Source organism: Corynebacterium ihumii (genome assembly GCF_028609825.1).
In the GTDB taxonomy this organism is placed as follows: domain Bacteria; phylum Actinomycetota; class Actinomycetes; order Mycobacteriales; family Mycobacteriaceae; genus Corynebacterium; species Corynebacterium afermentans.
In genome coordinates, this window is the sequence record NZ_CP063190.1 from 1,295,393 (window position 1) to 1,317,018 (window position 21,626).

Consider the following 21,626-nt stretch of genomic DNA (forward strand, 5'->3'; position numbering starts at 1 on the left):
CGACTACCTCCCCTGTTCGCGCGGTTGCCGCAGCCGCCGTTCCATCTCCCGGCGGCGGCTCGGCTTCGGCACGTCTTTAGGCCACAGCGGCTGCAGCATGTGCCAGTCCGCCGGGTGGGCGGCAATGTTTTGGGCGAACTGGTCGGCCACGCGCTGCGCAGTGCCCTCGAGCGTGGTCACCTCCACCGGGGCGGAGATGCTAAAGCCCCAGCCGGGGTTGCGCCGCGTGCCCGTGAACCAGGAGTGCGCAACTAAAAGCGTCGCGCCGGTGTCCCGCGCTAGCTTGGTCGGGCCGACGGGAAAGGTCGTTTCCTCGCCGAAGAACTCAACCGGCACCCCGCGTCGAGAGAAGTCCCGCTCCCCCAACAGGCACACGATCCCGCCGTCAGCGAGCACCTCTTTCAACCGCTCGAACGGCGGCTGCTCACCGCCGGTCAGCGGCACGACCTCGAAGCCGAGGGTCTCGCGGAACTGCACGAACGCGTCGAACAGCGCCTCAGGTTCAAGCCGCTCCGCAACGGTGGTGAACCCGCCGAAGCTTTTCGCCAGCCATGTTCCCGCCATGTCCCAGTTACCGGTGTGCGGCAGCGTGAGTACAACCCCGTGGCCCTGCGCCACGGCAGAATCCAAGTGTTCCCGCCCGACCACACCAGCCGAAAGCTTCGCGTTCAACTCCGGCTCGCCCGCCATCCGCGGCAGACGGAATGCTTCCAACCAATAGCGAGCGTAGGAGCGCATGGCGTCGCGCACCAGCTGCCGGGTGACGTTTTCCGGCCCCACCACGCGTGCGAGGTTGCGCCGCAGCATCTCCATGCCAGCGCCCTCGCCGGAAGCACGGTCCGCGGCCCACTCGGCTGCCCGCGCGGTCAACGGTGTAGGCAGCGCTCCGACGATCTTCCAGCCGGCGATGTAACCCGCGGCTACGAGCCGCTCGCGCGCGAAGCCCATTTACGCTCCCGCTGGCGGCGCGACCTTCGCGTCCGCCCCCTCGTCGCGTCCGGCGAACATCAGGCGCTGCACAACGGTGATCACGGAGCCGACTAGCAGGATCCATAGCGAGACCACCACCGCGTTGGGCACGCCAAAGCCCTCCAGGGCTAGGCCACCGAGGCTCAAAATCAACCGTTCGGGACGCTCGACCAGCCCGCCGACGATCTTCAGCCCACCGGCCTCGCCGCGGGCCTTGATGTAGCTGATGGTCGGCGAAAGCACGGTGACCGCCAGGCACACCGCCACGTTCACCGGCGCGGCGTCCGCGACGTAGATCAGCCACATGGCGATCGAGCCGAACAGCGCGCCGTCGGTAAGCCGGTCGCAGCTCGCATCCAGCGTCGCGCCAAACGCGGTGCCTCCGCCGCGCAGCCTGGCCATCGTGCCGTCGACCATGTCGAAGGCGGCGAAGAACAGGCTGAGCACCGCCGCCCACACCAAGTGTCCGGTGGGGATCAGCACCATAGCCGTGAGCATGGTCAGCGCGGTTCCCGCAATCGTTGTCGCGTTCGGAGTCAGACCGATGCGCAACAGGCCTTTGGCCACCGGCTCGACCGCTACTGCGGCGGGTTTGCGTCCGTGCACGCTAAGCATCGCGTTCACCTGATTCCGTCTCGTGGACCTCGCGCCAGCCGTCTGCGAGCAGCGTCCGCGTCTCCTGCAGCAGTTGCGGCAGCACCTTGGTGCCGCCGATGACGGCCATGAAATTCGCGTCGCCCGCCCAGCGCGGCACAACGTGCAGGTGCAGGTGGTCGCTCACCGACCCGCCCGAGGCCTTGCCCAGGTTCAGCCCAACGTTGATCGCCTCCGGTTTGGACACGCGCTTGAGCGTTTTCACCGCATGCTTGGCAAACGCCATCAGCTCGGCCGTCTCCGCGTCGGTGAGTTCTTCCAAGTCAGCGACTTTGCGGTACGGCACCACCATCAGGTGGCCGGCGTTGTACGGGTACAGGTTGCACACCGCGTACACCGTCTCCCCGCGCGCGACGATCAGGCCGTCTTCGTCGCTCATCTGCGGGATTTCGAGGAAGGGATCGCCGTTGCTTCTCGACGATCCTTCGGCCTCCCCCGTATCCTGCCCCACCTTGCCGTCGGCCGGCATCTTGGTGATGTAGCTGGAACGGTACGGCGCCCACAGGCGGGTGAGGCGGTCCGGGTCGCCTACGCCGGTGTCGACGTAGGTCTCGCCGTTAGTTGCCCGCTGCAACGGTTTCCTCGCTCGGCTGCTCGTTGCGCTTGGCGGAGATCCAGTCGGCGATCAGCTCCACTGCGCGCTCGACCGGTACCCCGTTGATCTGGCTGCCGTCGAGGAAGCGGAAGCTGACCGCATTCGCCTCCACGTCGCGCTCGCCGGCGAGCAGCATGAACGGCACCTTGCCGGTGGTGTGGGTGCGGATCTTTTTCTGCATGCGGTCGTCAGAGTGGTCGACCTCCGCGCGGATGCCGCGCTCACGCAGGGCACCGACGACGTCTTCGAGGTGGTCGGCGAATGCGTCGGCCACCGGGATGCCCACCACCTGGTGCGGGGCCAGCCAGGCCGGGAACGCGCCGGCGTAGTGCTCGAGCAGCACGCCGAAGAAGCGCTCGATGGAGCCGAAGAGCGCGCGGTGGATCATCACCGGACGCTTCTTCGAGCCGTCCGAGGAGGTGTAGGTCAGATCGAAGCGCTCCGGCAGGTTGAAGTCCAGCTGCACGGTGGACATCTGCCAGGTGCGGCCGATGGCGTCGCGGGCCTGCACCGAGATCTTCGGGCCGTAGAACGCGGCGCCCGCCGGGTCCGGCACGAGCTCCAAGCCGGACTTTTTGGCCACAGACTCCAGGATGTTGGTCGAGCGCTCCCAGATCTCGTCGTCGCCGATGTACTTGTTCGGGTCCTTGGTGGAAAGTTCCAGGTAGAAGTCGTCCAGGCCGTAGTCCTGCAGCAGGGAGATGATGAACTCCAGCACGCTGGTCAGCTCGTCTTCCAGCTGCTCCTCGGTGCAGTAGATGTGTGCGTCGTCCTGCGTGAATCCGCGGGCGCGGGTCAAGCCGTGGACCACGCCGGACTTCTCGTAACGGTACACGGTGCCGAACTCGAACAGGCGCAGCGGCAGCTCGCGGTAGGAACGCCCGCGCGAGTCGAAGATGAGGTTGTGCATCGGGCAGTTCATCGGCTTGGCGTAGTAGTCCACCGGCTGCTTGGTCACGTTGCCGTCTTCATCGACCTCGCCGTCGAGCTTCATCGGCGGGAACATGCCGTCGGCGTACCAGTCCAGGTGGCCAGACTGCTGGAACAAGTCGCCCTTGGTCACGTGCGGGGTGTTGACAAAGGAGTAGCCGGCGGCGACATGGCGCTCGCGCGAGTGCTGCTCCATGGTCATGCGCACGATACCGCCGTCCGGGTGGAACACCGGCAGGCCGGAGCCGACCTCGTCCGGGAAGGAAAACAGGTCCAGCTCGTTGCCCAGGCGACGGTGGTCGCGCTTTTCCGCCTCCTCAAGCATGGTCATATACTCTTCGAGTTTTTCCTTGGACTCCCAAGCGGTGCCGTAGACACGCTGCAGGCCGGCGTTGTTCTGGTCGCCGCGCCAGTAGGCGGCGGACGAGCGGGTCAGCGCGAACGCCGGGATGTACTTCGTGGTGGGCACGTGCGGGCCGCGGCACAGGTCGTGCCACTCAACCTCGTTCGTGCGCGGGTTGACGTTGTCATAGTGCGTCAGCTCGCCGGCACCGATTTCGGTGGCCTCATCGGAGTCCGGATCGACGTTGCCTTTGTCGTTGATCAGTTCGAGTTTGTACGGCTCGTCCTCGAGGTCTTCTGCAGCCTCTTCTGCGGAGGCGTAGACGCCGCGGACGAACTTCTGTCCCTGCTTGATGATCTTCTTCATGCGCTTTTCCAGCGTCTTCAGATCCTCGGGCGTAAACGGCTCCGCAACGTCGAAGTCGTAGTAGAAACCGTCGTTGATCGCCGGGCCAATGCCCAGCTTGGTGCCGGGGAACTCGGCCTGCACGGCCTGGGCGAGCACGTGGGCGCAGGAATGGCGGATCACGGAGCGGCCGAGCTCAGTGTTTGCGGCTACCGGCATAAACGTCGCGGTGGTATCGGGGACGTGCGAGAGATCCTTCAGCTCTCCCGCCTCGTCTTGGACGCACACCACGGCGTCCTCCCCCTTGTTCGGCAGGTTCAGCTCCCGCATGGCGGCGCCGACGGCGGTGCCGGCGGGAACCTCGAACGGTGCGAATTCGACTGCTGCTTCGGTAGACATATCTGTCGTGCGCTCCTTTGCGCGTCACTGGGTTGCGTCATACCTGGACGCAACCCATCTTCTACGTTCTCTCCCGACGGCGCTGCTGGCGCGCCGGATGCCTGGGATACTACCCTTGGGCACCCGAAAGTACCGTCTCGCCCCAGTACGTATCGCGGCCCGCGTCCCCACCGGGCTCACGTGTGCCCGGTGGGATCCAGTAGACCGCGGAGCCGATGTGCGTGGTCCATTCGTTGAGGCGGTCCACCTCCAAAAGCCGTTGCAGCACAGGGGTGAACTGGACATCCGGGTCCTTTTGGTAGGCCAAAAAGACCAAACCCGCGTTGGACAGCTCACCGGGTGCCGGGGGCAGCGAGTAATTGTACGGCCTGCGCAAAAACTTCTGCTCCGGGTGGTCCGCGGGCGGCATGGCGCGGGCCATGTGGGAGTTCTTGTCGATCACGGGCAGCCCGTACTCGTCCAGCGCCTCCATGTCCGGCGCATCAAACTCGTCCTCGCCGGTCAGCGGGGCGCCGTCGGAAAGCTTTCGCCCCACCGCCGCCTCGCGTGACGTGCGGTCCAGCCGCTCCCAATCGTCGAGGTCCATCGCGATGCGGCGCACCACCAGCGACGACGAGCCGCCGTCCGCGAACACCTGCTCGGCGTACTCATCGTCCGAGTGCGGGTTGACCGTGCCGTCCACCTGCCCGAAGAGGTTGCGCGGCGTTTGGCCTTTGGGGATGGAGCCAAACGCGTTCATGAACCCCTGCTGCAACCAGGCGGTTTCAACGTAGTCCATGCCGGCGCGCGTCATGTGGCGCAGCGCCCAGGCGCTCATCACCGGGTCGTCGGAGCAGATCTGCAGCACCAGATCCGTCTGCCCCCACTCCGGCCGCAACTCTTCGCGCGGCATCGCGGGGATGTCGTGCAGCCACGCCGGCTTTTGATCCGGTGCCGCGATATCGAAGACGCGCTCACCGAACCCGCAGGTGATGGTCAAGTTGGCGGGCCACTGCGTCATCTCCGGCTCCAGGCTGGACAGCGGGTTGCGGCCGGCGGTCAGCTCGCGGGCGTCTTCCGTCCACAGACGCATCAGCCTGACCACGCCAGCAGCTTCCACCCCGTCCTTGAGGTTGAACCCGGCCAGGTTGAGCGACGCCTGCGTCGGCGTCTGGATGCCAGCCTGGTGGGCACCGTCGAAGGCGACGGACGCCTCCGTCAAAGGTTTGGTGTTCGGCGCGGAGTTGCTCGGCTCGTTATCGCACGCCGCCAGCAGCATGCCTGACGACGCCACCCCGGCCACACCAGCCGTCCCCGCCAAAAACCCCCGCCGGCTCACACCCGGCATGACGCATCCTCCTCTAGTGCTTGTGTTCAGCGTGGTCAGCGTGGTCGGCGTGCTCAGCGTGGTCGGCGTGCTCGCCGAGGTCGCCGTAGCTTTCGTCGCCAGGCAGCATGGTGCGCACGGCAACATCGGACACGGTCGCGGTCGCGCCGCCTTCCAGCAGCAGGGTCACATCGATGGTGTCGCCTGCCTCGATGGCCGGCTCGTAGTCCATCACCATGAAGTGGTCGCCGCCCGGGGCGAGCTCGTGGGTGCCGCCCGCGGGGATGTCGAAGCCGCCGTCCTTTTGGCGCATCACCCCGTCCACGACTTCGTGGATCTGGTAGCTCGCCTCGCCGAGCGAGGTAGTGAAGCCAACCACGGTGATGTCCTTGTCGGAGTTGTTGTGCAGCGTGCCGAAGATAGCAGTCATATCGCTGCCGTCGGCCGCATCCTTCGCCGCCTTCGCGCGGACGGCGCCCTGCTCCAGCGTCACCGCGCCGTTGCCCAGGTCGTCGGCTGCGGCACCCACCTCCGAGGTGGTCTCGTTGTAGGCCGACTGCTGCTGTGCTGCGTCGTTCGGTTCGTCGGAGCAACCGGCCAGTATCAAAGCTGCAGCTGCAAGGCCGGTAACAATTCGCTTGTTCATTGGTGTTGTCCTACTTGTCCCTATCAGTGTTGGTTTCAGAGATCCGGCGGCTCTTCGCTAGGGCACCAACGCCTGCACCTGCGACGACAAGCACGCCGGCGAGGGCGAGCAGCACCTTCATGGTGGTGCTCATGCCGTCGGCAGCGTCGACGACCGGGTCTTTGCTCGCGTCCGCGGTCGCCGCGCCGGACGGGTTGAAGCTGAACGAGGTCATCCCCTTCGTTGAGTGACCGTCGGAGGACACGATCTGGAAACCGACCTTGTAGTCGCCCGGCTGCGCATCCAGGTCTGCCGGTAGGTCGAGGGTGACAAACCGGCCGTCGATCTCGGGCTCGCCGGAGTAGACCACCTCGGACTGCCCGTTGGCATCGCGGGAAAGCGCCACGGTGTTGAAGCCGTCCTGGATCTCCCCGGAAAACTCCAGGGTGACCGCTTCAGGTAACTCACTGACCACGCCCTTGTCCTCCGGGTCCGAGCCAATCACGGAATCGTGAGCGATTGCTGGCGCCGCCGCAACCAACGCCGCAGTGGCCGCTGCGGCTGCGACCGCGCAACCTCGTGTGAATGTTGCCGGGCTGAGCATGGTGCCTCCTCAATTAAAACCAACGCGCAGATTGGCGCTAAGAGCACTAGTCGTATCCAAACCAACGTTAGTTCCCGTCACACCCGCCCCAAAACTATGAACCGGGCAATGCAGCCTAAACGCCGATATCGGCGTTTACCCCCGGGCCCGAGACGGGACCTGGGCTTTCCCAAGGGCCGAACCCACAAATGCCGATATCGGCGTTTAGCGGGCAAACGCAAAACGCCCCAGGCTGTTTCCAACCTGGGGCGTGTTTTGTGGTCCTAGCTGGGATCGAACCAGCGACCTTTCCGGTGTGAACGGAACGCTCTTCCACTGAGCCATAGGACCGAACGAGAAGAGAGATTACACACCAAAGCCGAAAGTTCCGAATCGGCTGGTCATCACGGATAACGGTGGGTGCCGAAACGTGGGCCGTCGAGAAGCAAATGCACCACGGGATCAAATTGCACCCGCGTAATTCACACATGACCCCCTGAAAGTGGCCGTGACATGGCGATTTGTAACGGCGGGCAGTATGCGGATAAGGTTTGTTCTCGCATTCAACGCGGACAGCGTGGAACGCATGCGGATGTAGCGCAGTTGGTAGCGCATCACCTTGCCAAGGTGAGGGTCGCGAGTTCGAGTCTCGTCATCCGCTCCAGTTCCCCAGAGGAACTTGGGCGCGATTAGCTCAGCGGTAGAGCACTACCTCGACACGGTAGGGGTCACTGGTTCGATCCCAGTATCGCGCACAGAGGGTTTATCCCCTCGGTAACTGAATAGCAATGCGGATGTAGCGCAGTTGGTAGCGCATCACCTTGCCAAGGTGAGGGTCGCGAGTTCGAGTCTCGTCATCCGCTCCAAGTACTTCGGGGTTGAAGCCGAATACTTTGGAGGTAACTCCACGGTGGATTGGTCGAGTGGTTAGGCAACGGTCTGCAAAACCGTGTACACGGGTTCGATTCCCGTATCCACCTCCAAGCTGCAATAGCCTTGCGCGATTAGCTCAGCGGTAGAGCACTACCTCGACACGGTAGGGGTCACTGGTTCGATCCCAGTATCGCGCACAGAGGGTTTATCCCCTCGGTAACTGAATAGCAATGCGGATGTAGCGCAGTTGGTAGCGCATCACCTTGCCAAGGTGAGGGTCGCGAGTTCGAGTCTCGTCATCCGCTCCACTTGAAAAAAAGGGGGCCACCTTCCTGGTGGGCCCCTTTTTGCTATTTGCGCTCCTCCCCGGCCAGGCGTTGGAGGTACAGCCGGGCAACGGTGAACTCCAGCTGCTCTTGCAGCGGCGAGGAGTACGTGCGCTCTCCAAAGTCACGCTCAAGCTGGCGGCGGGCCGCGTCCACAATGGCGCCGACGAGCCCGGATGAGACCTGCATCGGGTTCTTCGGTGCGAACGCCACCTCAGCTGGGACGCCCCGGTCCACCGCGAGCTTGCGGAAGATGTACTTGTCGTGGCTGCTGTCGTCGGGCTGCACCAGCGACGGGTGGATGCGCTGGGCCAACTCAACCGCAGCGTGGGTCTGCCAGATCTGCACGTGGCGCTCAGGATCGTCCAGGAGCCGCTCGTAGAAGTCTGGCACAAAACGCTCGCGCTTGAAGTTTTTAGACACGTTTGCTCGCAGCGTCGCATCCCACGCGTCAACGAGGCTCTCCCCCGCCGCGGGAAACACCGTGTGGCCACCCATAAACAGCGCGTCGGCCCCGGCTCCGGAGAGAAGTACGCCTTCGGCGCCGTGCTCGTGCGAAGCACCGTCGATAGCTTCCAGCACACAGCCCGCCGAGATCTCCCACGGTTCCGGGAACTCGAGGGCCCGCACGACCCGCGCGAGAAGCCGCTCGAAGTCTTCGTCGGTGGGGCGAAAAATCACGTGCTCGAGGCCGCATTGCTTTGCGACGGCTGCCGCCCTGCCCACCTCCGGGTCCTCCACATGCTGACTGTAGGTCACGGCCAACGCGCCCGGCGCGACCTCAGCAACGTAGGTGGCCAGCAAGATGGAATCGATGCCGCCGGAGAGTTGGAGCACGGTTCGCCCGGCGCTGCGGGCGACGGCGGCGGTGACGCGTACGCGAAGGTAGTGGTCGATCGTGGCGGCCGCTTCGCCGGCGTCGGCAATGTCGTAGGGACCTTTCGTCAGTTCCCGTTCGTCTGCAACGTATTCGAGCGCTGCCCCAGTGATGTCGTGCATAGCTACGGTGTCCTTTCGCGGTAGCCGTCGTGAAGCTGCGCACCGGTGCGTCGTTGCTCGCCGGAGGCGCTGTCCAAAAATGGGCCCAGCTGATAGTTGGTGTTTCTCATCCGCTCGATGTCGCGCTCAAGCTCGCTGATCCGCTCTTGGAGCACGGCTGTCTTTCGTGGGCGTCGCAGCGAGAACTTCTGGGGTTTCGTGCGGACCTCCTTGGGTCCCTCCCGGCCTTCGCGCATCCGGAATACGGTGTTGCGCACCAAGAGGAAGAAGCCGACCATGATGAGCGCCATCAAGCCGATGAGCCCGACGCGCTCGAGGGTGGAGATGCCATCGATGCCCAGCACGCTGATGTTGGTGATCAACAACCCCATCAGGGCAGCAAACAGCGACAGCACCTCCACGGATTTCCACACGAGCTGATTCGACTCTGACTCGAGCTGGCGGGACAACGCCTGCACCTTCTCGTCCACGGAAGCTACCTGCCTCTCGACGGCACTGCGGATGGCTGTTTGCACCTGCCACTCGGTGGAGACCAGCAGCCGGTAGTTCTTGTACTCCTCGTGGCGGGCAAGCTGCTGCGGGTCCAGCACACGGATTGCCATGTCCAGAGATTCCACGGCGCGCCGGTAGCAGAAGTTCTGGTCTTCCAACAGCGTCGGGTCAGCGCTGAGTGTCTGCTCCACTTCGAACGCGTGGGTGGCGGACGGCCCAATTTCGAAATCCCACTGCGTTGCCGCGGCGATTCTGCGGTATGCCTCCCCCATCCGGTAGTACGCGTTGCCGTCCTTGGGGTCCGACTTGACCAGAGACTCCGCCAGAATCAGCATCTCTACCCCGTAGAAGCGGAACGGAAACAGCCACAAGCCGTGCAGCAAGAGGTGGCGCAGCTTCACGGGTACACGGTCCAGGTGCCGCGAGAGGTTCGTCGGACTTTCTGGGTCTAGGCCGATGGAGGAAAACAGCTCTGACGGCACGATCCGCTTGCCGGCACTAAGTTGCGCGAACGTGAGGTAGATGCCGTTGAGGTCGTAGGGGCCGACTTGCAGTGGGGCGTCGTCGGCGCGGCTGAGCACTGCAAAAATGCCGTCGTAGTTGAAGTCGAACCGGTACAGCTGCAGCTCAATCAACGCGGTTGCGAGATACAGCAGGCGCGGTTGCTCCACGCTGCCGTGGCGGCGTACGCGCTTCGGCTCATGCGCGCCGAGCCCTCGCTCCCGGGCCTGCCAACAGACGTCGGTGACCATGTTCAGGAAGGGCTCGAACCAGACCATCTCAGTTGCCGTTTCCGCGGTCGGCGCAAACGCCGCCCGCGCGGCTTCAGCGAGGTTGTCTTTCCACACGTGCTTGTCCGAGCGGTCGAACAGGAGGGTGTAAAACTCGGTAGTTTCCGAGTCCGCAATCCAGCCCTTCCTGGCAGCGGCGGCTGCCGCATCGAGGTCAAAACGGTTTCCGGTAGGTTGCACAACATCCCCTTCAACAGACTGGAAGCAAGTGTAATGAACGAGCGGCCTCACACCCTTAATCCGGACCTTCTCATCGGACCGGTGAAGCCTCCCGGACAGCGGGAGACTCGCCTCATGGGCATTGCGGCGCTGACAGGAGCTGCCGCGAGTGACGGCACCTCTTCCGGTTTAGGCAACGACACCGATTTCGCGCTGCTCAACGCTCTGCGCATCTGGTCGGATGCGGTGCTCGTCGGCGCCGAGACCGCACGCAAGGAGAACTACTTCGGGGTGCGCACTACCCAACAGCAGCGCGAGACGCGGCACGCACGCGGGCAAGCTGAAGTGCCGCCGATTGTCGTCATGACAAAGAGCCTGAATTTCGACACTGCAACGCAGCTGTTCACGGACACGCGGACGCCGCCGTTGTTCGCGGTACCCGAGGACGTCTTGAGAGACAAGGACGTCTTTGCACGCGCGCGGAAGATCGAGCAGGCGGGCGGCGTGATCGTGCCGGTGGAAGGCCAAGACGTGTCGGCGGTCGTGGCTGCGCTCCACGCGCGTGGGTTGGCCCGCATCGTGTGCGAAGGCGGGCCCAGCTTGAATGCCCAGCTCATTGGCGCCGGCGAGGTGGATGTGTTCCACTACACCGTCAGCCCGCGTGCGGTGCAGCCGTCCGAACTACGCCTGTTCGCTGAAGCGGACACCCCCTCAGACCGCGCCTTCGTGCTTGAGGCCGCGCACGTCACGTGCGACTCAATGCTCTTCCTGCGCTACCGGAGCGTGCGCGAAGGCTAGCCACACCCCGGCAGGTACGGTTAGGCGCGTGATTGCTACACCACCGCCACGAAGTGAGCCAGCAACGGGTTCGACCGCAGTGCAGGCCCAGCCTGCCGACGAGCGCGCGGGCCTCGCACCGGCAATTGCCGCTGCCGCTTGGCCTGTCGCGGTGCTTCTGGTCGTGCACCGGCTGTTCATCCTCGCGCGCGCAGGTTCAGTGACGGACGATTTCACCACGGTGTGGTCCGCGGCGCGCCGTTTCGTCGAACGCGTCCCCGTGTACAACGAGGTGTACAGCCATGTTAACCCGCACTACCTGTACAACCCGGGCGCGACCCTGCTGCTGTCGCCGATGGGACTCATTGCCGACATCGACGTGGCGCGCCCGGTGTTCATCGCCGTCAACGCCGCGTGCATCATCGCCGCGTTGGCCTGGCTGACCAAGCTTGCGGGCCGCAAGCTTTCCGGGCCGACGTTTCCGGTGGCCATCGCATTAGCGTTTTGCACCGAGGCAGTGACCAACACGCTGGTGTTTTCCAACATCAACGGCATACTCCTGCTGGCGCTAGTGGCATTTATCGCGCTGCTGCTTTCCCGCCGCGATATTGCTGCGGGCATCGTGCTGGGGTTCGCCATCTTGGTCAAGCCGATGTTCGCCCCGCTGCTGGTGCTGCCGCTGTTACAGCTGCGTTGGCGCCCTGCGCTCGGCGCTATCGGCATTCCGGTGGTGATGAACCTCATCGCGTGGCCGCTGACTCCCGGTGCCCGCGACTACCTCGACGTGGTGGTGCCGTATTTGAAGGTCACGCGCGATTACGCCAACTCTTCCCTGTCCGGGTTCGCCGTGTATTTCGGCATGCCTAGCTGGGCGCATGGCGCGCTGTTCGTGCTTCTGGCTGCCGCCGTCGCGGGGGCGGTGCTCGGGCTTTTACGCGTGCGCCACAGCCAGGAGCTGCTGTATCTCGCCGTGGGCTCCGGAGTACTACTCGCCGGGGTGTGCCTTTTGTCCTCCCTGGGCCAGGCGTATTACTCCATGATGCTGTTTCCCGCCTTGTTTACGGTGTTCCACCCGGATAGTCCCCTGCGCAGCTGGCCCGCCTGGCTCGGCGCCGCACTGTGCCTGTCCCCCTTGAACTGGTCCAGCTCGTTGCACCCGCTGACCGGCAGCTGGCTCAACACGTTTTTGCCAACCGCCGGGTGGGCCGTGTTTATTGTCGCGTGCGCAGCGTGGGTATTGTTTAGGCACACCTTGCTCGCTCCGACAGAAAGGATTGGGCGATGACGGATTTCAAGGACTTCACCGACGCGCAGTGGCGCGAGAAACTCAGCCCGGAGGAGTTCCACGTCCTGCGGGGAGCAGGCACGGAACCCCCAGGCGTCGGCGAGTACACCAACACCACCACCGAGGGTGTGTACCGCTGCCGCGCGTGCGGCGCCGAGCTGTTCCGCTCCACCGAGAAGTTCGACGCCCACTGCGGCTGGCCCTCGTTCTTCTCCCCGCTGGCGGGTGACGCCATCATTGAGCGCGAGGACACCTCCCTCGGCATGGTGCGCACCGAGGTACTGTGCGCAAACTGCCACTCGCACCTGGGCCATGTCTTCGCCGGCGAGGGTTTCAACACCCCCACCGATCTGCGCTACTGCATTAATTCCATTTCGTTGACGCTCGACGAAGCGTAGAAAAGGCGCCGGTAAGCAATTGCTTTCCGACGCCACCTCCGGTGCCCAGCCTCCTAGGGCAGCACCGAGATGATTTCGCCGATGTCGCCGACCCGGCGGCCCGTCTGGAACGGGATCTCCTCGCGCACGTGCAGGCGCGCCTCGGTGTAGCGCATGGTCTTCATCAACGCCTCGATACGCTCCAGCGTCGGTGCCTCAAAGGCGAGCATCCACTCGTAGTCGCCGAGCGTGAATGCCTCGACGGTGTTGGCTCGCACATCCGCAAAATCGCGGGCCGCCATGCCGTGCTCCGCAAGGATGCGGCGGCGCTCCTGCGGGTCCATCACGTACCAGTCGTAGGAGCGCACGAACGGGTAGACCGTAATCCAGTCCCCCGGCTCCTCGCCCATGATGAAGCTGGGCAGGTGCGACTTGTTGAACTCGGCGGGGCGGTGCAGCCCGTTGCCGATCCAGCTCAGTTCCACCTTCTGCCCGAACTCCGTCTCGCGGCGGAAATCCGCGAGGGCCTTTTGCAGATGCTCGAACTCTTCGGCGTGCCACCAGATCATGAAGTCAGCGTCGGCGCGGATACCGGTGTTGTCGTAGATGCCGCGGACCGTGACTACGCCTTCCTGCTCGAGGTTGGAGAAGAAGGCGCGAGCTTCGTCGATAAGCTGGCTGCGCTCGGCGCCAAGCACCCCGGGGAGCGCGCGAAACACAGCGAACTGCAGAAAGCGCTGCGTGGCGTTGAGTTTGTCAAAGTCGAGCTTGGCCATAGATTTTGCCCCTTCCCTGCCGGACGGCAGATCAAACGAAAGTCGTAGGACATTCTACGCCCTAGGTTGTGGCACTCACGGCGCGCCTCCCCCAACGACGCCGGTTGCTGGATACGTTTGAGCCTGTGATGAAACCGGACACCACCTCGCCCATGTCCGCCGGAGGCGCGGGCGGCAACAGGGACGACCACGGCAACAGCGATTCCTGGCCCGCGGAATTCAGTGCGGCCGTTGAATCCATGCACGCGGCGCGCCTGCGCCCCGAAATCACCCTGGGCACCATCCGCCCGCCGCAGCGCCCCGCACCGTTTAGCCACGCCGTCGGCTTGGAGGTCGCGCACGCGGACGAAGAAAACGTCCCGGTCGACTCTGAAGGCGATGCCTTCGGCCGCCTGATCTTGTTGCATTCGCCCGCCGCAGAAGAAGCGTGGGAAGGCACCATGCGCCTGGTCGCCTACATCCAGGCCGACATGGACGACGCCGTAGCCTCGGACCCGCTGCTTCCGGACGTAGCCTGGCAGTGGCTCAACGAATCGCTGGCTGAGACCGGCGCGCGCCACACCAACCTCGGCGGCACCGTCACCTCGACTGCCTCTGTGCGCTTCGGCGAGATCGGCGGGCCGCCACGCGCCTACCAGCTGGAGATGCGCGCGTCCTGGACCGCGGAGGGCACCGACCTTCAACACCACGTCGAAGCGTTTTCCAAGGTTCTCGCACACGTGGCTGGTTTGCCTCCGGAGGGTGTGGCACAGCTCGGCGCGCGCTAATATCGTTTTTTGATGAGTGCCCGGCTGGACTACCGCCTTGTAGATACGCCCGCCGCCTTTCGTGAGGCTGCGGGCGCGCTCGCGCACGGTCGCGGACCGTTCGCCGTGGACACTGAACGCGCTTCTTCCTTCCGCTACGGCAACCGCGCATTTCTTGTGCAAGTAGCGCGACGTGGCGCAGGAACGTTTCTGATAGCGCCCGAAGGCCACCGCGACGAGGTGCGCGAGATCTTCGCCCCCGTGCTAGGTGGACAAGAATGGATCATCCACGCCGCGGGAGAAGACCTGCGCAGCCTTGCACTGCTCGGCTTGCACCCCGGCATCCTTTTCGACACCGAGCTGGCATCACGGATCGTCGGCCACGACCGCCCCAACCTCGCCGCCATGGTCGAACGTTTCGTCGGTGTGGAGCTGGAGAAAGGCCACGGCCACGAGGATTGGTCGCGCACGCCGCTGCCAAAGTCGTGGCAAGACTACGCCGCACTCGACGTGGAATATCTCCACGAGCTGGCAGAAGCGCTCACGGAAGTCCTCGACGCTCAGGGCAAACTGCATTGGGCATTCGAGGAGTTCGCGCACCTGATCGCCGTATATTCAAAGACTCCCTACCCGGAGAAGACTTGGCGGGATATGAAAGGGCTCGCGTCGGTACGTGACCAATCCGGGCTCCAAGTCGCCCGCGAACTCTGGCACGCGCGTGAAGAGATCAGCGAGCAGCGCGACATCGCTCCGGGGCGGCTACTTCCCAACCGGGCCTTATTGGCTATCGCGCTCGCCGAGCCGGACTCTCCTCACGGACTGACTCGTGCGATCGGGGGTAAAGGCATGCCCTCGCGGGACGTGCGGCGCTGGCTCGGCGTGGTCGAACGCGCACTTTCGGCGGACCCAGCCACGTGGCCGCGACGCCGAGATCCGCGTGAAAACGGCACACCGTCGAAATCCGGCTGGGAGCGCCACTACCCCGAATCGTGGCAGATGCTGCAGCTGTGCCGCGAAGACATCGCCGCCAGCGCAGAAGACTTAGATATTCGTCCCGACATTTTGCTCACGCCCGCGATTTTGCGCGAGACGGTGTGGAACGCGCCCGACAAGGCGCCGGCGTGGGATACCCACCAGGCAGCGACCGCCCTGGAGAAAGCGGGCGCGCGACCGTGGCAGATCCAAATCACTGCACCGATCCTGGCCGCAGCGCACGCGGAGATGCTCGATTTGGTCTAGCGCTTCGCTTCAGCTTCCGGATCCGCCAGGCTGTCTGCCCACTGACGAACCTGATCCGCAGCAGAGACTGGATCAAGGCCGTACTCCTGCAGGATCTCGCCGCGAGATGCGTGCAGCGGGAAAATATCCGGGAAAGCGAGCTGCCGCACCGGGGTATCCACCTCCGCAGCAGCAAGCGCCTCGGCAACAGCGGATCCCACGCCACCGCGGACCACGCCGTCTTCATACACCACCACCAGGTCGGCTTCCGCGGCCAACTCCAGCACGTCAGAGGAGACGGGGATAACCCAGCGCGGGTCTACCACGGTTGCCCGGATGCCGTCGTCACGCACCGCCTTTGCTACCTCGAGGCCGTACCTCGCAAAGGCGCCGACGGCGACGATCAGCACGTCGATGTCGTCCTCGGTGCCCTCGCCCTCCGGGCGTGCCAGCACGTCGGTACCGCCGGCAAGACGCTCAACGACATCAATATCAGCGCCAACCGCGCCCTTGGGGAAGCGAACAACCGTCGGCCCGTCGTCGACAGCAATAGCCTCGGCGAACTCCTCACGCAGACGCGCCGCATCCCGCGGCGCTGCAATGCGGATGCCCGGCACGATGGAGGCGATCGCCATATCCCACACGCCGTTATGGCTGGCACCGTCCGAACCGGTCACGCCGGCGCGGTCGAGCACCAACGTCACAGGCTGATCAATCAGCCCCACATCCATGAGCAGTTGGTCGAACGCCCGGTTCAAAAACGTCGAGTACACCGCAACGACCGGGTGCAGGCCGCCGAGCGCCATCCCGGAGGCGGAAGCGACAGCGTGCTGCTCCGCAATACCGACATCGAAGAAACGGTCCGGGAACTGCTCCGCAAAAGGTTGCAAGCCGGTCGGCCCCGCCATCGCCGCGGTGATGGCCACGATATCGTCGCGCTCGTGGCCGGCGCGCAGCAGCTCCTCAGTGAACACAGACGTCCAGCCCGGCTCAGACGCGGCGAGCGACTGCCCTGTCACCGGGTCGATGACACCCGTGGAGTGCATCTGATCCGCCACATTGTTCACGGCCGGGGCGAACCCGTGGCCCTTTTCAGTGACCACGTGCACGATCAGCGGCCCCTCATAGCGCTTGGCGTATTTGAAAGCGTTGAGCAAGCTTTTAATGTCGTGGCCTTCAACCGGGCCGACGTACTTCATCCCCAGCTCCGGGAACATCTCGGTGGGCAGCACCTGGTACTTCACGCCTTCTTTGAGCGCGTGCAGTGCGTCGAACGTGCGCTCGCCCACCCAGCCCATGGACTTCAGCGTCTTCTTGCCGGACTCCATCACTTCGTCGTACGCCGGCTGCATTCGAAGCGCCGCAAGCTGGTCGCGAAGCTTTGTCAGGTTGTTGGCGAACCCGCCGATGGTCGGCGAGTAGGACCGTCCGTTGTCGTTGACCACGATGACAACGTTGCGGTTGGCCGCCGCAATGTTGTTTAGCGCCTCCCAGCACATGCCACCGGTCAACGCACCGTCTCCTACGACGGCGACAACGTTGGCGTCATCGCTGCCCTTCAGCGCCTTTGCCTTGGCAAGACCGTCCGCATACGACAACGACGCGCTCGCGTGCGAGGACTCGGTCCAATCGTGCTCCGACTCCGCGCGCGCCGTGTATCCGGATAGCCCGCCCTTTTTACGCAGCGTGTCAAACTGCCCTCCGCGGCCGGTGAGGATCTTGTGCACGTACGACTGGTGGGAGGTGTCCCAAATAATCGGGTCGTTCGGTGAATCGAAGATGTAGTGCAGTGCGATGGTCATCTCCACCACACCCAGGTTGGGGCCGAGGTGCCCGCCGGTGGCGGAGACCTTCTGGATCAGCATCTCGCGGATCTCATCCGCCAGAGCTTCAAGCTGCGCAGGAGAAAGCTTGCGGACATCCGCTGGCGTCGCAATGTGCTCGAGCAGTGCCACAGTCCTGTCGTACTCCTTCGCCATATCGGGCGCGCCCGGGAGTGGGCGCAGCTGCCGTTTCGTTCACGCTAGTTTACACGCTGGTTTTCTCACGAAGATTCGTCCCGCGGCACCGGCTCAAGCATCGCCATCACTTCGAAGTGGTGGGTGTTCGGGAACGCGTCGATAAGCTTCATTTGCTTCACCGCGTAGCCGTGTTCGCCAAAGCCCGCTAAATCGCGAGCGAACGTCGCCGGGTCGCATCCGACGTGGATGATGCGCTCTGGTGCCGCTTGAACAATCGCGCGGACCACGTCCGCGCCCGCACCTGCCCGCGGCGGGTCCAGCACAACTAAGCCGGGACGCTCCAGCTCCCCCACGACTGCCGCCGTATCGCCGTGGTGCACGCGCACATCGCACGCGTCGGCGACCTGCTGGTGGCGGGAGGTGGCGGCGCTGGAGTAGTCCACTGTCTCAATCCGGCCGCCGCCGAGCGCCGCGCTCATCGCCGGCACAAACGCGCCGACGCCGCCGTAGAGGTCCCAACCCACGCGGTTGGCGTACGCGCCTGCACCCCACTGGTAGATCACATCGGAATACGCCTCCGGGGCGCGCTGGTGCGCTTGCCAGAACGCAGTCGGCGGAAAAACGAAGTCCAACCCGCGCACGTGTTCTACCAGCTCACCCGGCCCTTCAAGAAGGCGCTCGACGCGCTCCACGCGGCGCCCACGTTGCGCAGCCCGGGTCTCCACCACATGCCGGGTTCCCTTCGCGTCAACCGCAACTACGAGCTCGGCTCCCGGGGTGAACGTTGCAGCTCCCTCGCCCACAATGCCGTCGAGCAAGCCCGCCTTCGGCTGCGTGCACTGCACCCCAGCGACAACTTCAGCGGATCGCGCCCTCCGCATGCCGGCATTGCCCTTACGGTCTACGCCCAGCCTGACGCGGGTCCGCCACCCGGTCACTGGCTCAAGCTGAATCGCCTCCACCTCATGGAGTTCGTACCCGTCCAACACCCCCGAGCGGGAGGACAGCGCCCCCAGTTGCCCCAGGAGCACCTCGCGTTTGAACTCCAGCTGCGCGTGGGCGGCGATATGGGAAAAGTCGCAGCACCCCGCACCTGCGGCAGCCGCGGGGCAAGTGGGGTCGACGCGGTGCGGCGACGGATCAAGCACGGCGGTAGCCTCCGCGCGGGCCCACCGCTTCTTCACCTTTGTCAGCGTCGCCTCCACCGTGTCGCCGGGGATTGCGCCACGGACGAACACCACACGCCCGTCGGGCGCGTCGGCGATGCCTTCGCCGCCGTGCGCCATGGCACGGACGTGCAAACGCACCGGCGCCCCCGCCGCTACAGCGGGCGCACCGGTGCTATCAGCCAGATCCGCCATTTACTCGGCAGCAGACGGGCTGCCGCCGCCTGCCTTGGAGCTGCCGCCGGCGGCGCGACGCTCGCGCAGTTCCTGCAGCTGCTTCTGGTTCTCCACGTTCTGGGCGATGATTTGCTTCAGTGCGTCACCCAGGGCGTTCGGGTTGCCCTCCGCCGGTGCCTGCGCGGAAGCCTGGCCCTGACGCGCCTTGGTCTCGGCTGCGGCCTGCACCTGCTGAGCAAGCTGCGCTGGCAGGACCACCTGCAGGGAGTTGCCGGCCAGGATCGGGTCCTCGCCACGGTAGACAAAAGAGCGCGCGACGGTCTCGCGGCCGATCTCCGCGAGCTGGTCTTCGGAGCCGGTCGGCGCCGCCAAAGTGACGCGGTAGAGCCAGCGCGGACCCTCCACACCGATAATGCGGATCACGCCGTTGGTGCCGGTGCCAACGATCTCTTGGCCCCACGGGCCCTGCTGGATTTCCACCGGCATGCCTTCGGCGCGCATGCCCGCAATGATCTCCTCCGAGGATTCCTCCCAGAGGCCGCCGGTGCGCGGTGCGGCGAATGCGACCGGGGTGATACGGCCGTAGCGGGTGACCACGTGGACCATCTTCGGGCCTTGCTCACCCATCTCCACCTGCACCTGGGATTCCTTCGGCAGCGGCACACGGATGGATCCGAGGTTCAGGGTGACGTCGGAAAAGTCCGAGAAGTCGAAGTCCTCAATGTCGACGTTGTCGCCGTCGAACGGGCCAGTGGAGCCGCCGACCGGGTCGTAGTCCGTCAGTGCCTCCACACCCGCTGCGGCGGAGGCGACAGGTGCGGCAGCCGGAGCAGTTTCCTGCTTCTCAACGGGCGACGCCTCCTCAGCGGCCTCAGTCTGCGGCGCCACCTCGGCATCAGCCGCAGGGGCCTGAGCGCCGGGCTGTTCCTGCTTCGGCTCCAGCGGCGAGGACTCTACGGACTTTTCCTGCTGCTTCTTCTTTTTCTTGCCAAACGGCCAAAATGCCATCGGTGGTCACTCCCTAAAATTGGTGGTCGCAGATGAGTGTAATTCTTGCGTTTGCGGTTATTGACTGTAGTCCGTGCTAGCGGCGCTAGTGGGTTCCGGTCGAGCCGTACCCGCCGTCGCCGCGCTGCGTCTCGTCCAGAGCGTCAACTTCGGTGAAATCCACCAACTCCACACGCTGAATCACCAGCTGCGCAATCCGCATGCCACGGGTGATTTCGATCGGCTCGGAGCGGTCGGTGTTGAGCAGGCAGACCTTCAACTCCCCACGGTAACCCGCGTCAATGGTGCCGGGCGTGTTGACAATGCTCAGTCCGTGCTTGGCAGCCATGCCAGATCGCGGGTGGATCAAACCGACCGTCCCCACGGGCAGCGCGATCGCCATGCCTGTAGCCACGAGTGCCCGCTCCCCCGGCTGCAGCACCAAATCTTCCGCGGAATACAGGTCCGCGCCGGCGTCTTCTGGGTGCGCCCGCATCGGCATTGGCAGCTCCGGGTCAAGGCGCTTGACTGGGATCGGCGGGAGCGGATCGCCCGTGTGCGCGCCGTTGGGGTTGTGTGTGCTGTGCTCGCTGTTTTGCTTCTCCACCCGCCCCACACTACGTCAGGGTCAGTGCGTCAGCGCCACTCCGCCAATGCGCGGCACCGGTCTCCCCCGCGACTGCCCTGCAAGTATGCCCCTGCACTGGGCACGCCTATTGTGGAGTGCGTGAGTGAGACCGCTTCGACCCCTTCAAACCCCGGCCCCGAGAAGGCAGCGACGGCACCTCAGGCGAAGGTGCTGTACACGGAGCGTCAGTGGGTGCCTTGGTATTGGTGGGCTGCCCTCGCCGGGCTCGCGTTGCTGCTCGCCGGACAGTTTGGCCTCAACCGCAACGTCTGGTGGTTCGCGGTCCCGCTGGTGCTGTTCTCGGCGCTGTTCGCGTGGTTTTTGTTCTGGCTATCGCGCACCACGGTCTCCGTGGAACAGGACCCGGACGGCACGCGCTGGTTGCTCGTCGACGACGCGAACCTGCCCAACACCGTGGTCTCGCGCTCCATGGTGGTCCCGGGTTCCGCCCGCCAGAACGCGCTCGGGCGCCAACTGGACCCGGCGGCGTACTTGGTCTCTCGCCCGTGGGTGAGCGAACACGTCCTCATCGTCTTGGAGGACCCGGAGGATCCCACCCCGTACTGGTTGATCTCCGCGAAACACCCCGAAGATGTCCTGGCGGCGTTCGCCCCCGGCACTACCGCCGGATAACCGGGCAGCGGGACAAAAGACTCAAGGGCGGCGCCACCTGACTAGGTGGGGCCGCCCTTTAGCCGTCGATAGGCAACTGCTTACTCGCAGTCGAGGCAGATCTTCGAACCGTCGTCCTCGGTGTAGGCGAGGCGCTTGTTCTTCTGCACAAGGAAGCAGGACGCGCAGGTGAACTCGTCGTCCTGGCGCGGCTTGACCTCTACGTTGAGCTCCTCGCCGGAGAGGTCCTGGGTCGGAGGCTCCACGGGCTCAACGATCTCGCCGTCGTCGTCCATGCTGCTGCCAGCTACTTCAGCAGCCTTGAGACCTTCCAAGGAGTCGGTCTCAATATCGTCATCCATGCGGCGGCGCGGCGCATCGTAATCGGTGGCCATGGTGGTGTGTCCTCCAGCTCAGCGTGGTCGCCCCGGGAGGGGCCTGAATGTCGTTATTTGAGCGGAATACTAGGTCAAACACATAGCCCTGTCATCTTCCCTGCTCAGACACCAGAAACTTCGCTCAGAAGG

21 protein-coding genes and 7 tRNA genes are annotated in these 21,626 nt (G+C 64.7%); 12 read left to right on the forward strand and 16 right to left on the reverse strand.

All coding sequences use genetic code 11. The annotated features are described in order from the left end of the window. Positions 1–3 precede the first annotated feature (3 nt). From CIHUM_RS06385 to CIHUM_RS06420, 8 genes are all read right to left on the reverse strand, one after another. A complete protein-coding gene (locus CIHUM_RS06385; RefSeq protein ID WP_034998813.1) occupies positions 4–948 on the reverse strand; it encodes a phosphatidylinositol mannoside acyltransferase in 945 nt (314 codons plus the stop codon). Continuing rightward, positions 949–1,584, reverse strand: coding sequence for a phosphatidylinositol phosphate synthase (gene pgsA / locus CIHUM_RS06390; RefSeq protein ID WP_034998811.1), 636 nt, complete (start codon positions 1,582–1,584; stop codon positions 949–951). It lies immediately after the preceding gene. After that, positions 1,577–2,197: an ATP adenylyltransferase gene (locus tag CIHUM_RS06395; RefSeq protein ID WP_034998810.1), complete on the reverse strand. Its 621-nt coding sequence runs from the start codon at positions 2,195–2,197 to the stop codon at positions 1,577–1,579. Before CIHUM_RS06395 ends, pgsA begins: the two co-directional genes overlap by 8 nt. Further along, a complete protein-coding gene (gene thrS / locus CIHUM_RS06400) occupies positions 2,181–4,235 on the reverse strand; it encodes a threonine--tRNA ligase (protein WP_034998808.1) in 2,055 nt (684 codons plus the stop codon). Before thrS ends, CIHUM_RS06395 begins: the two co-directional genes overlap by 17 nt. Positions 4,236–4,344: 109 nt before the next feature. Beyond that, complete coding sequence (locus CIHUM_RS06405) at positions 4,345–5,562, reverse strand: Dyp-type peroxidase (protein WP_034998806.1); 1,218 nt, start codon at positions 5,560–5,562, stop codon at positions 4,345–4,347. Between the two features lie 13 nt (positions 5,563–5,575). Then, positions 5,576–6,187 carry a copper chaperone PCu(A)C gene (locus tag CIHUM_RS06410; protein ID WP_034998805.1) on the reverse strand — a complete coding sequence of 204 codons (612 nt, stop codon included), beginning with the start codon at positions 6,185–6,187 and terminating at the stop codon, positions 5,576–5,578. Between the two features lie 10 nt (positions 6,188–6,197). After that, positions 6,198–6,770, reverse strand: a complete 573-nt coding sequence (locus CIHUM_RS06415; RefSeq protein ID WP_051106377.1) for a copper resistance CopC family protein — start codon at positions 6,768–6,770, stop codon at positions 6,198–6,200. Between the two features lie 258 nt (positions 6,771–7,028). Beyond that, positions 7,029–7,100 (reverse strand) — tRNA-Val (locus CIHUM_RS06420). Positions 7,101–7,337: 237 nt separating this feature from the next. Between CIHUM_RS06420 and CIHUM_RS06425 the strand changes: the two genes are divergently transcribed. The 6 genes from CIHUM_RS06425 (at position 7,338) to CIHUM_RS06450 (ending at position 7,930) form a co-directional block, all read left to right on the forward strand. Continuing rightward, a tRNA-Gly gene (locus CIHUM_RS06425) sits at positions 7,338–7,413 on the forward strand. A gap of 19 nt (positions 7,414–7,432) precedes the next feature. Beyond that, a tRNA-Val gene (locus CIHUM_RS06430) sits at positions 7,433–7,504 on the forward strand. Positions 7,505–7,539: 35 nt separating this feature from the next. Then, positions 7,540–7,615 (forward strand) — tRNA-Gly (locus CIHUM_RS06435). Positions 7,616–7,658: 43 nt separating this feature from the next. Beyond that, positions 7,659–7,732, forward strand: a tRNA-Cys gene (locus CIHUM_RS06440). Between the two features lie 15 nt (positions 7,733–7,747). After that, positions 7,748–7,819: transfer RNA gene (locus tag CIHUM_RS06445), tRNA-Val, on the forward strand. A 35-nt stretch (positions 7,820–7,854) separates the two neighbouring features. Continuing rightward, positions 7,855–7,930: transfer RNA gene (locus tag CIHUM_RS06450), tRNA-Gly, on the forward strand. 42 nt (positions 7,931–7,972) lie between these two features. On the opposite strand, the gene CIHUM_RS06455 is transcribed toward CIHUM_RS06450, so the two are convergent. Both CIHUM_RS06455 and CIHUM_RS06460 read right to left on the reverse strand, forming a co-directional pair. Continuing rightward, positions 7,973–8,947 (reverse strand): asparagine synthase C-terminal domain-containing protein, encoded by a 975-nt coding sequence (locus CIHUM_RS06455; protein ID WP_034998803.1) that lies wholly within the window; start codon positions 8,945–8,947, stop codon positions 7,973–7,975. A 2-nt stretch (positions 8,948–8,949) separates the two neighbouring features. Further along, positions 8,950–10,410: a hypothetical protein gene (locus tag CIHUM_RS06460; protein WP_034998802.1), complete on the reverse strand. Its 1,461-nt coding sequence runs from the start codon at positions 10,408–10,410 to the stop codon at positions 8,950–8,952. 81 nt (positions 10,411–10,491) lie between these two features. On the opposite strand from CIHUM_RS06460, the gene CIHUM_RS06465 reads away from it, so the two are divergent. From CIHUM_RS06465 to msrB, 3 genes are read left to right on the forward strand one after another with little or no spacing between them, the layout of a single operon-like run. After that, entirely contained in the window at positions 10,492–11,187 is a 696-nt protein-coding gene (locus tag CIHUM_RS06465; RefSeq protein WP_158293373.1) for a pyrimidine reductase family protein, read from the forward strand. 28 nt (positions 11,188–11,215) lie between these two features. Further along, positions 11,216–12,451 (forward strand): glycosyltransferase family 87 protein, encoded by a 1,236-nt coding sequence (locus CIHUM_RS06470; protein ID WP_243427147.1) that lies wholly within the window; start codon positions 11,216–11,218, stop codon positions 12,449–12,451. Further along, the gene (gene msrB, locus CIHUM_RS06475) at positions 12,448–12,849 is read left to right on the forward strand and encodes a peptide-methionine (R)-S-oxide reductase MsrB (RefSeq protein WP_034998800.1); all 402 of its coding nucleotides are present in this window, start codon (positions 12,448–12,450) and stop codon (positions 12,847–12,849) included. The genes CIHUM_RS06470 and msrB overlap by 4 nt, the downstream gene beginning before the upstream one ends. Positions 12,850–12,902: 53 nt before the next feature. On the opposite strand, the gene hemQ is transcribed toward msrB, so the two are convergent. Beyond that, positions 12,903–13,604: a hydrogen peroxide-dependent heme synthase gene (gene hemQ, locus CIHUM_RS06480; RefSeq protein ID WP_034998798.1), complete on the reverse strand. Its 702-nt coding sequence runs from the start codon at positions 13,602–13,604 to the stop codon at positions 12,903–12,905. Between the two features lie 152 nt (positions 13,605–13,756). On the opposite strand from hemQ, the gene CIHUM_RS06485 reads away from it, so the two are divergent. Further along, complete coding sequence (locus CIHUM_RS06485) at positions 13,757–14,371, forward strand: DUF3000 domain-containing protein (protein WP_034999308.1); 615 nt, start codon at positions 13,757–13,759, stop codon at positions 14,369–14,371. A 12-nt stretch (positions 14,372–14,383) separates the two neighbouring features. Then, a complete protein-coding gene (locus CIHUM_RS06490) occupies positions 14,384–15,589 on the forward strand; it encodes an HRDC domain-containing protein (RefSeq protein ID WP_034999306.1) in 1,206 nt (401 codons plus the stop codon). Here the strand turns inward: CIHUM_RS06490 and dxs are convergent. From dxs to dut, 4 genes are all read right to left on the reverse strand, one after another. Then, the gene (dxs, locus tag CIHUM_RS06495; RefSeq protein WP_034999303.1) at positions 15,586–17,523 is read right to left on the reverse strand and encodes a 1-deoxy-D-xylulose-5-phosphate synthase; all 1,938 of its coding nucleotides are present in this window, start codon (positions 17,521–17,523) and stop codon (positions 15,586–15,588) included. The genes CIHUM_RS06490 and dxs overlap by 4 nt on opposite strands. Positions 17,524–17,612: 89 nt before the next feature. Continuing rightward, positions 17,613–18,890, reverse strand: a complete 1,278-nt coding sequence (locus tag CIHUM_RS06500; protein WP_187370383.1) for a class I SAM-dependent RNA methyltransferase — start codon at positions 18,888–18,890, stop codon at positions 17,613–17,615. Then, positions 18,891–19,880 (reverse strand): DUF3710 domain-containing protein, encoded by a 990-nt coding sequence (locus CIHUM_RS06505; protein ID WP_051106375.1) that lies wholly within the window; start codon positions 19,878–19,880, stop codon positions 18,891–18,893. 85 nt (positions 19,881–19,965) lie between these two features. Then, positions 19,966–20,394: a dUTP diphosphatase gene (dut, locus tag CIHUM_RS06510; RefSeq protein WP_034999296.1), complete on the reverse strand. Its 429-nt coding sequence runs from the start codon at positions 20,392–20,394 to the stop codon at positions 19,966–19,968. Positions 20,395–20,586: 192 nt separating this feature from the next. Between dut and CIHUM_RS06515 the strand changes: the two genes are divergently transcribed. Further along, complete coding sequence (locus CIHUM_RS06515) at positions 20,587–21,120, forward strand: DUF3093 domain-containing protein (protein ID WP_243427146.1); 534 nt, start codon at positions 20,587–20,589, stop codon at positions 21,118–21,120. A gap of 80 nt (positions 21,121–21,200) precedes the next feature. Here the strand turns inward: CIHUM_RS06515 and CIHUM_RS06520 are convergent, their stop codons facing one another. Then, the gene (locus CIHUM_RS06520; RefSeq protein ID WP_034998795.1) at positions 21,201–21,494 is read right to left on the reverse strand and encodes a DUF4193 domain-containing protein; all 294 of its coding nucleotides are present in this window, start codon (positions 21,492–21,494) and stop codon (positions 21,201–21,203) included. Between the last annotated feature and the right edge of the window lie 132 nt (positions 21,495–21,626).

Coding starts and splice junctions, on each gene's coding strand:
- hemQ (WP_034998798.1), bottom strand. CDS start 13,604: ATGGCCAAGCTCGACTTTGACAAACTCAACGCCACGCAGCGCTTTCTG.
- CIHUM_RS06505 (WP_051106375.1), bottom strand. CDS start 19,880: ATGGCATTTTGGCCGTTTGGCAAGAAAAAGAAGAAGCAGCAGGAAAAG.
- CIHUM_RS06415 (WP_051106377.1), bottom strand. CDS start 6,770: ATGCTCAGCCCGGCAACATTCACACGAGGTTGCGCGGTCGCAGCCGCA.
- CIHUM_RS06500 (WP_187370383.1), bottom strand. CDS start 18,890: ATGGCGGATCTGGCTGATAGCACCGGTGCGCCCGCTGTAGCGGCGGGG.
- CIHUM_RS06455 (WP_034998803.1), bottom strand. CDS start 8,947: ATGCACGACATCACTGGGGCAGCGCTCGAATACGTTGCAGACGAACGG.
- CIHUM_RS06520 (WP_034998795.1), bottom strand. CDS start 21,494: ATGGCCACCGATTACGATGCGCCGCGCCGCCGCATGGATGACGATATT.
- thrS (WP_034998808.1), bottom strand. CDS start 4,235: ATGTCTACCGAAGCAGCAGTCGAATTCGCACCGTTCGAGGTTCCCGCC.
- pgsA (WP_034998811.1), bottom strand. CDS start 1,584: ATGCTTAGCGTGCACGGACGCAAACCCGCCGCAGTAGCGGTCGAGCCG.
- CIHUM_RS06485 (WP_034999308.1), top strand. CDS start 13,757: ATGTCCGCCGGAGGCGCGGGCGGCAACAGGGACGACCACGGCAACAGC.
- CIHUM_RS06385 (WP_034998813.1), bottom strand. CDS start 948: ATGGGCTTCGCGCGCGAGCGGCTCGTAGCCGCGGGTTACATCGCCGGC.
- msrB (WP_034998800.1), top strand. CDS start 12,448: ATGACGGATTTCAAGGACTTCACCGACGCGCAGTGGCGCGAGAAACTC.
- CIHUM_RS06410 (WP_034998805.1), bottom strand. CDS start 6,187: ATGAACAAGCGAATTGTTACCGGCCTTGCAGCTGCAGCTTTGATACTG.
- CIHUM_RS06405 (WP_034998806.1), bottom strand. CDS start 5,562: ATGCCGGGTGTGAGCCGGCGGGGGTTTTTGGCGGGGACGGCTGGTGTG.
- CIHUM_RS06490 (WP_034999306.1), top strand. CDS start 14,384: ATGAGTGCCCGGCTGGACTACCGCCTTGTAGATACGCCCGCCGCCTTT.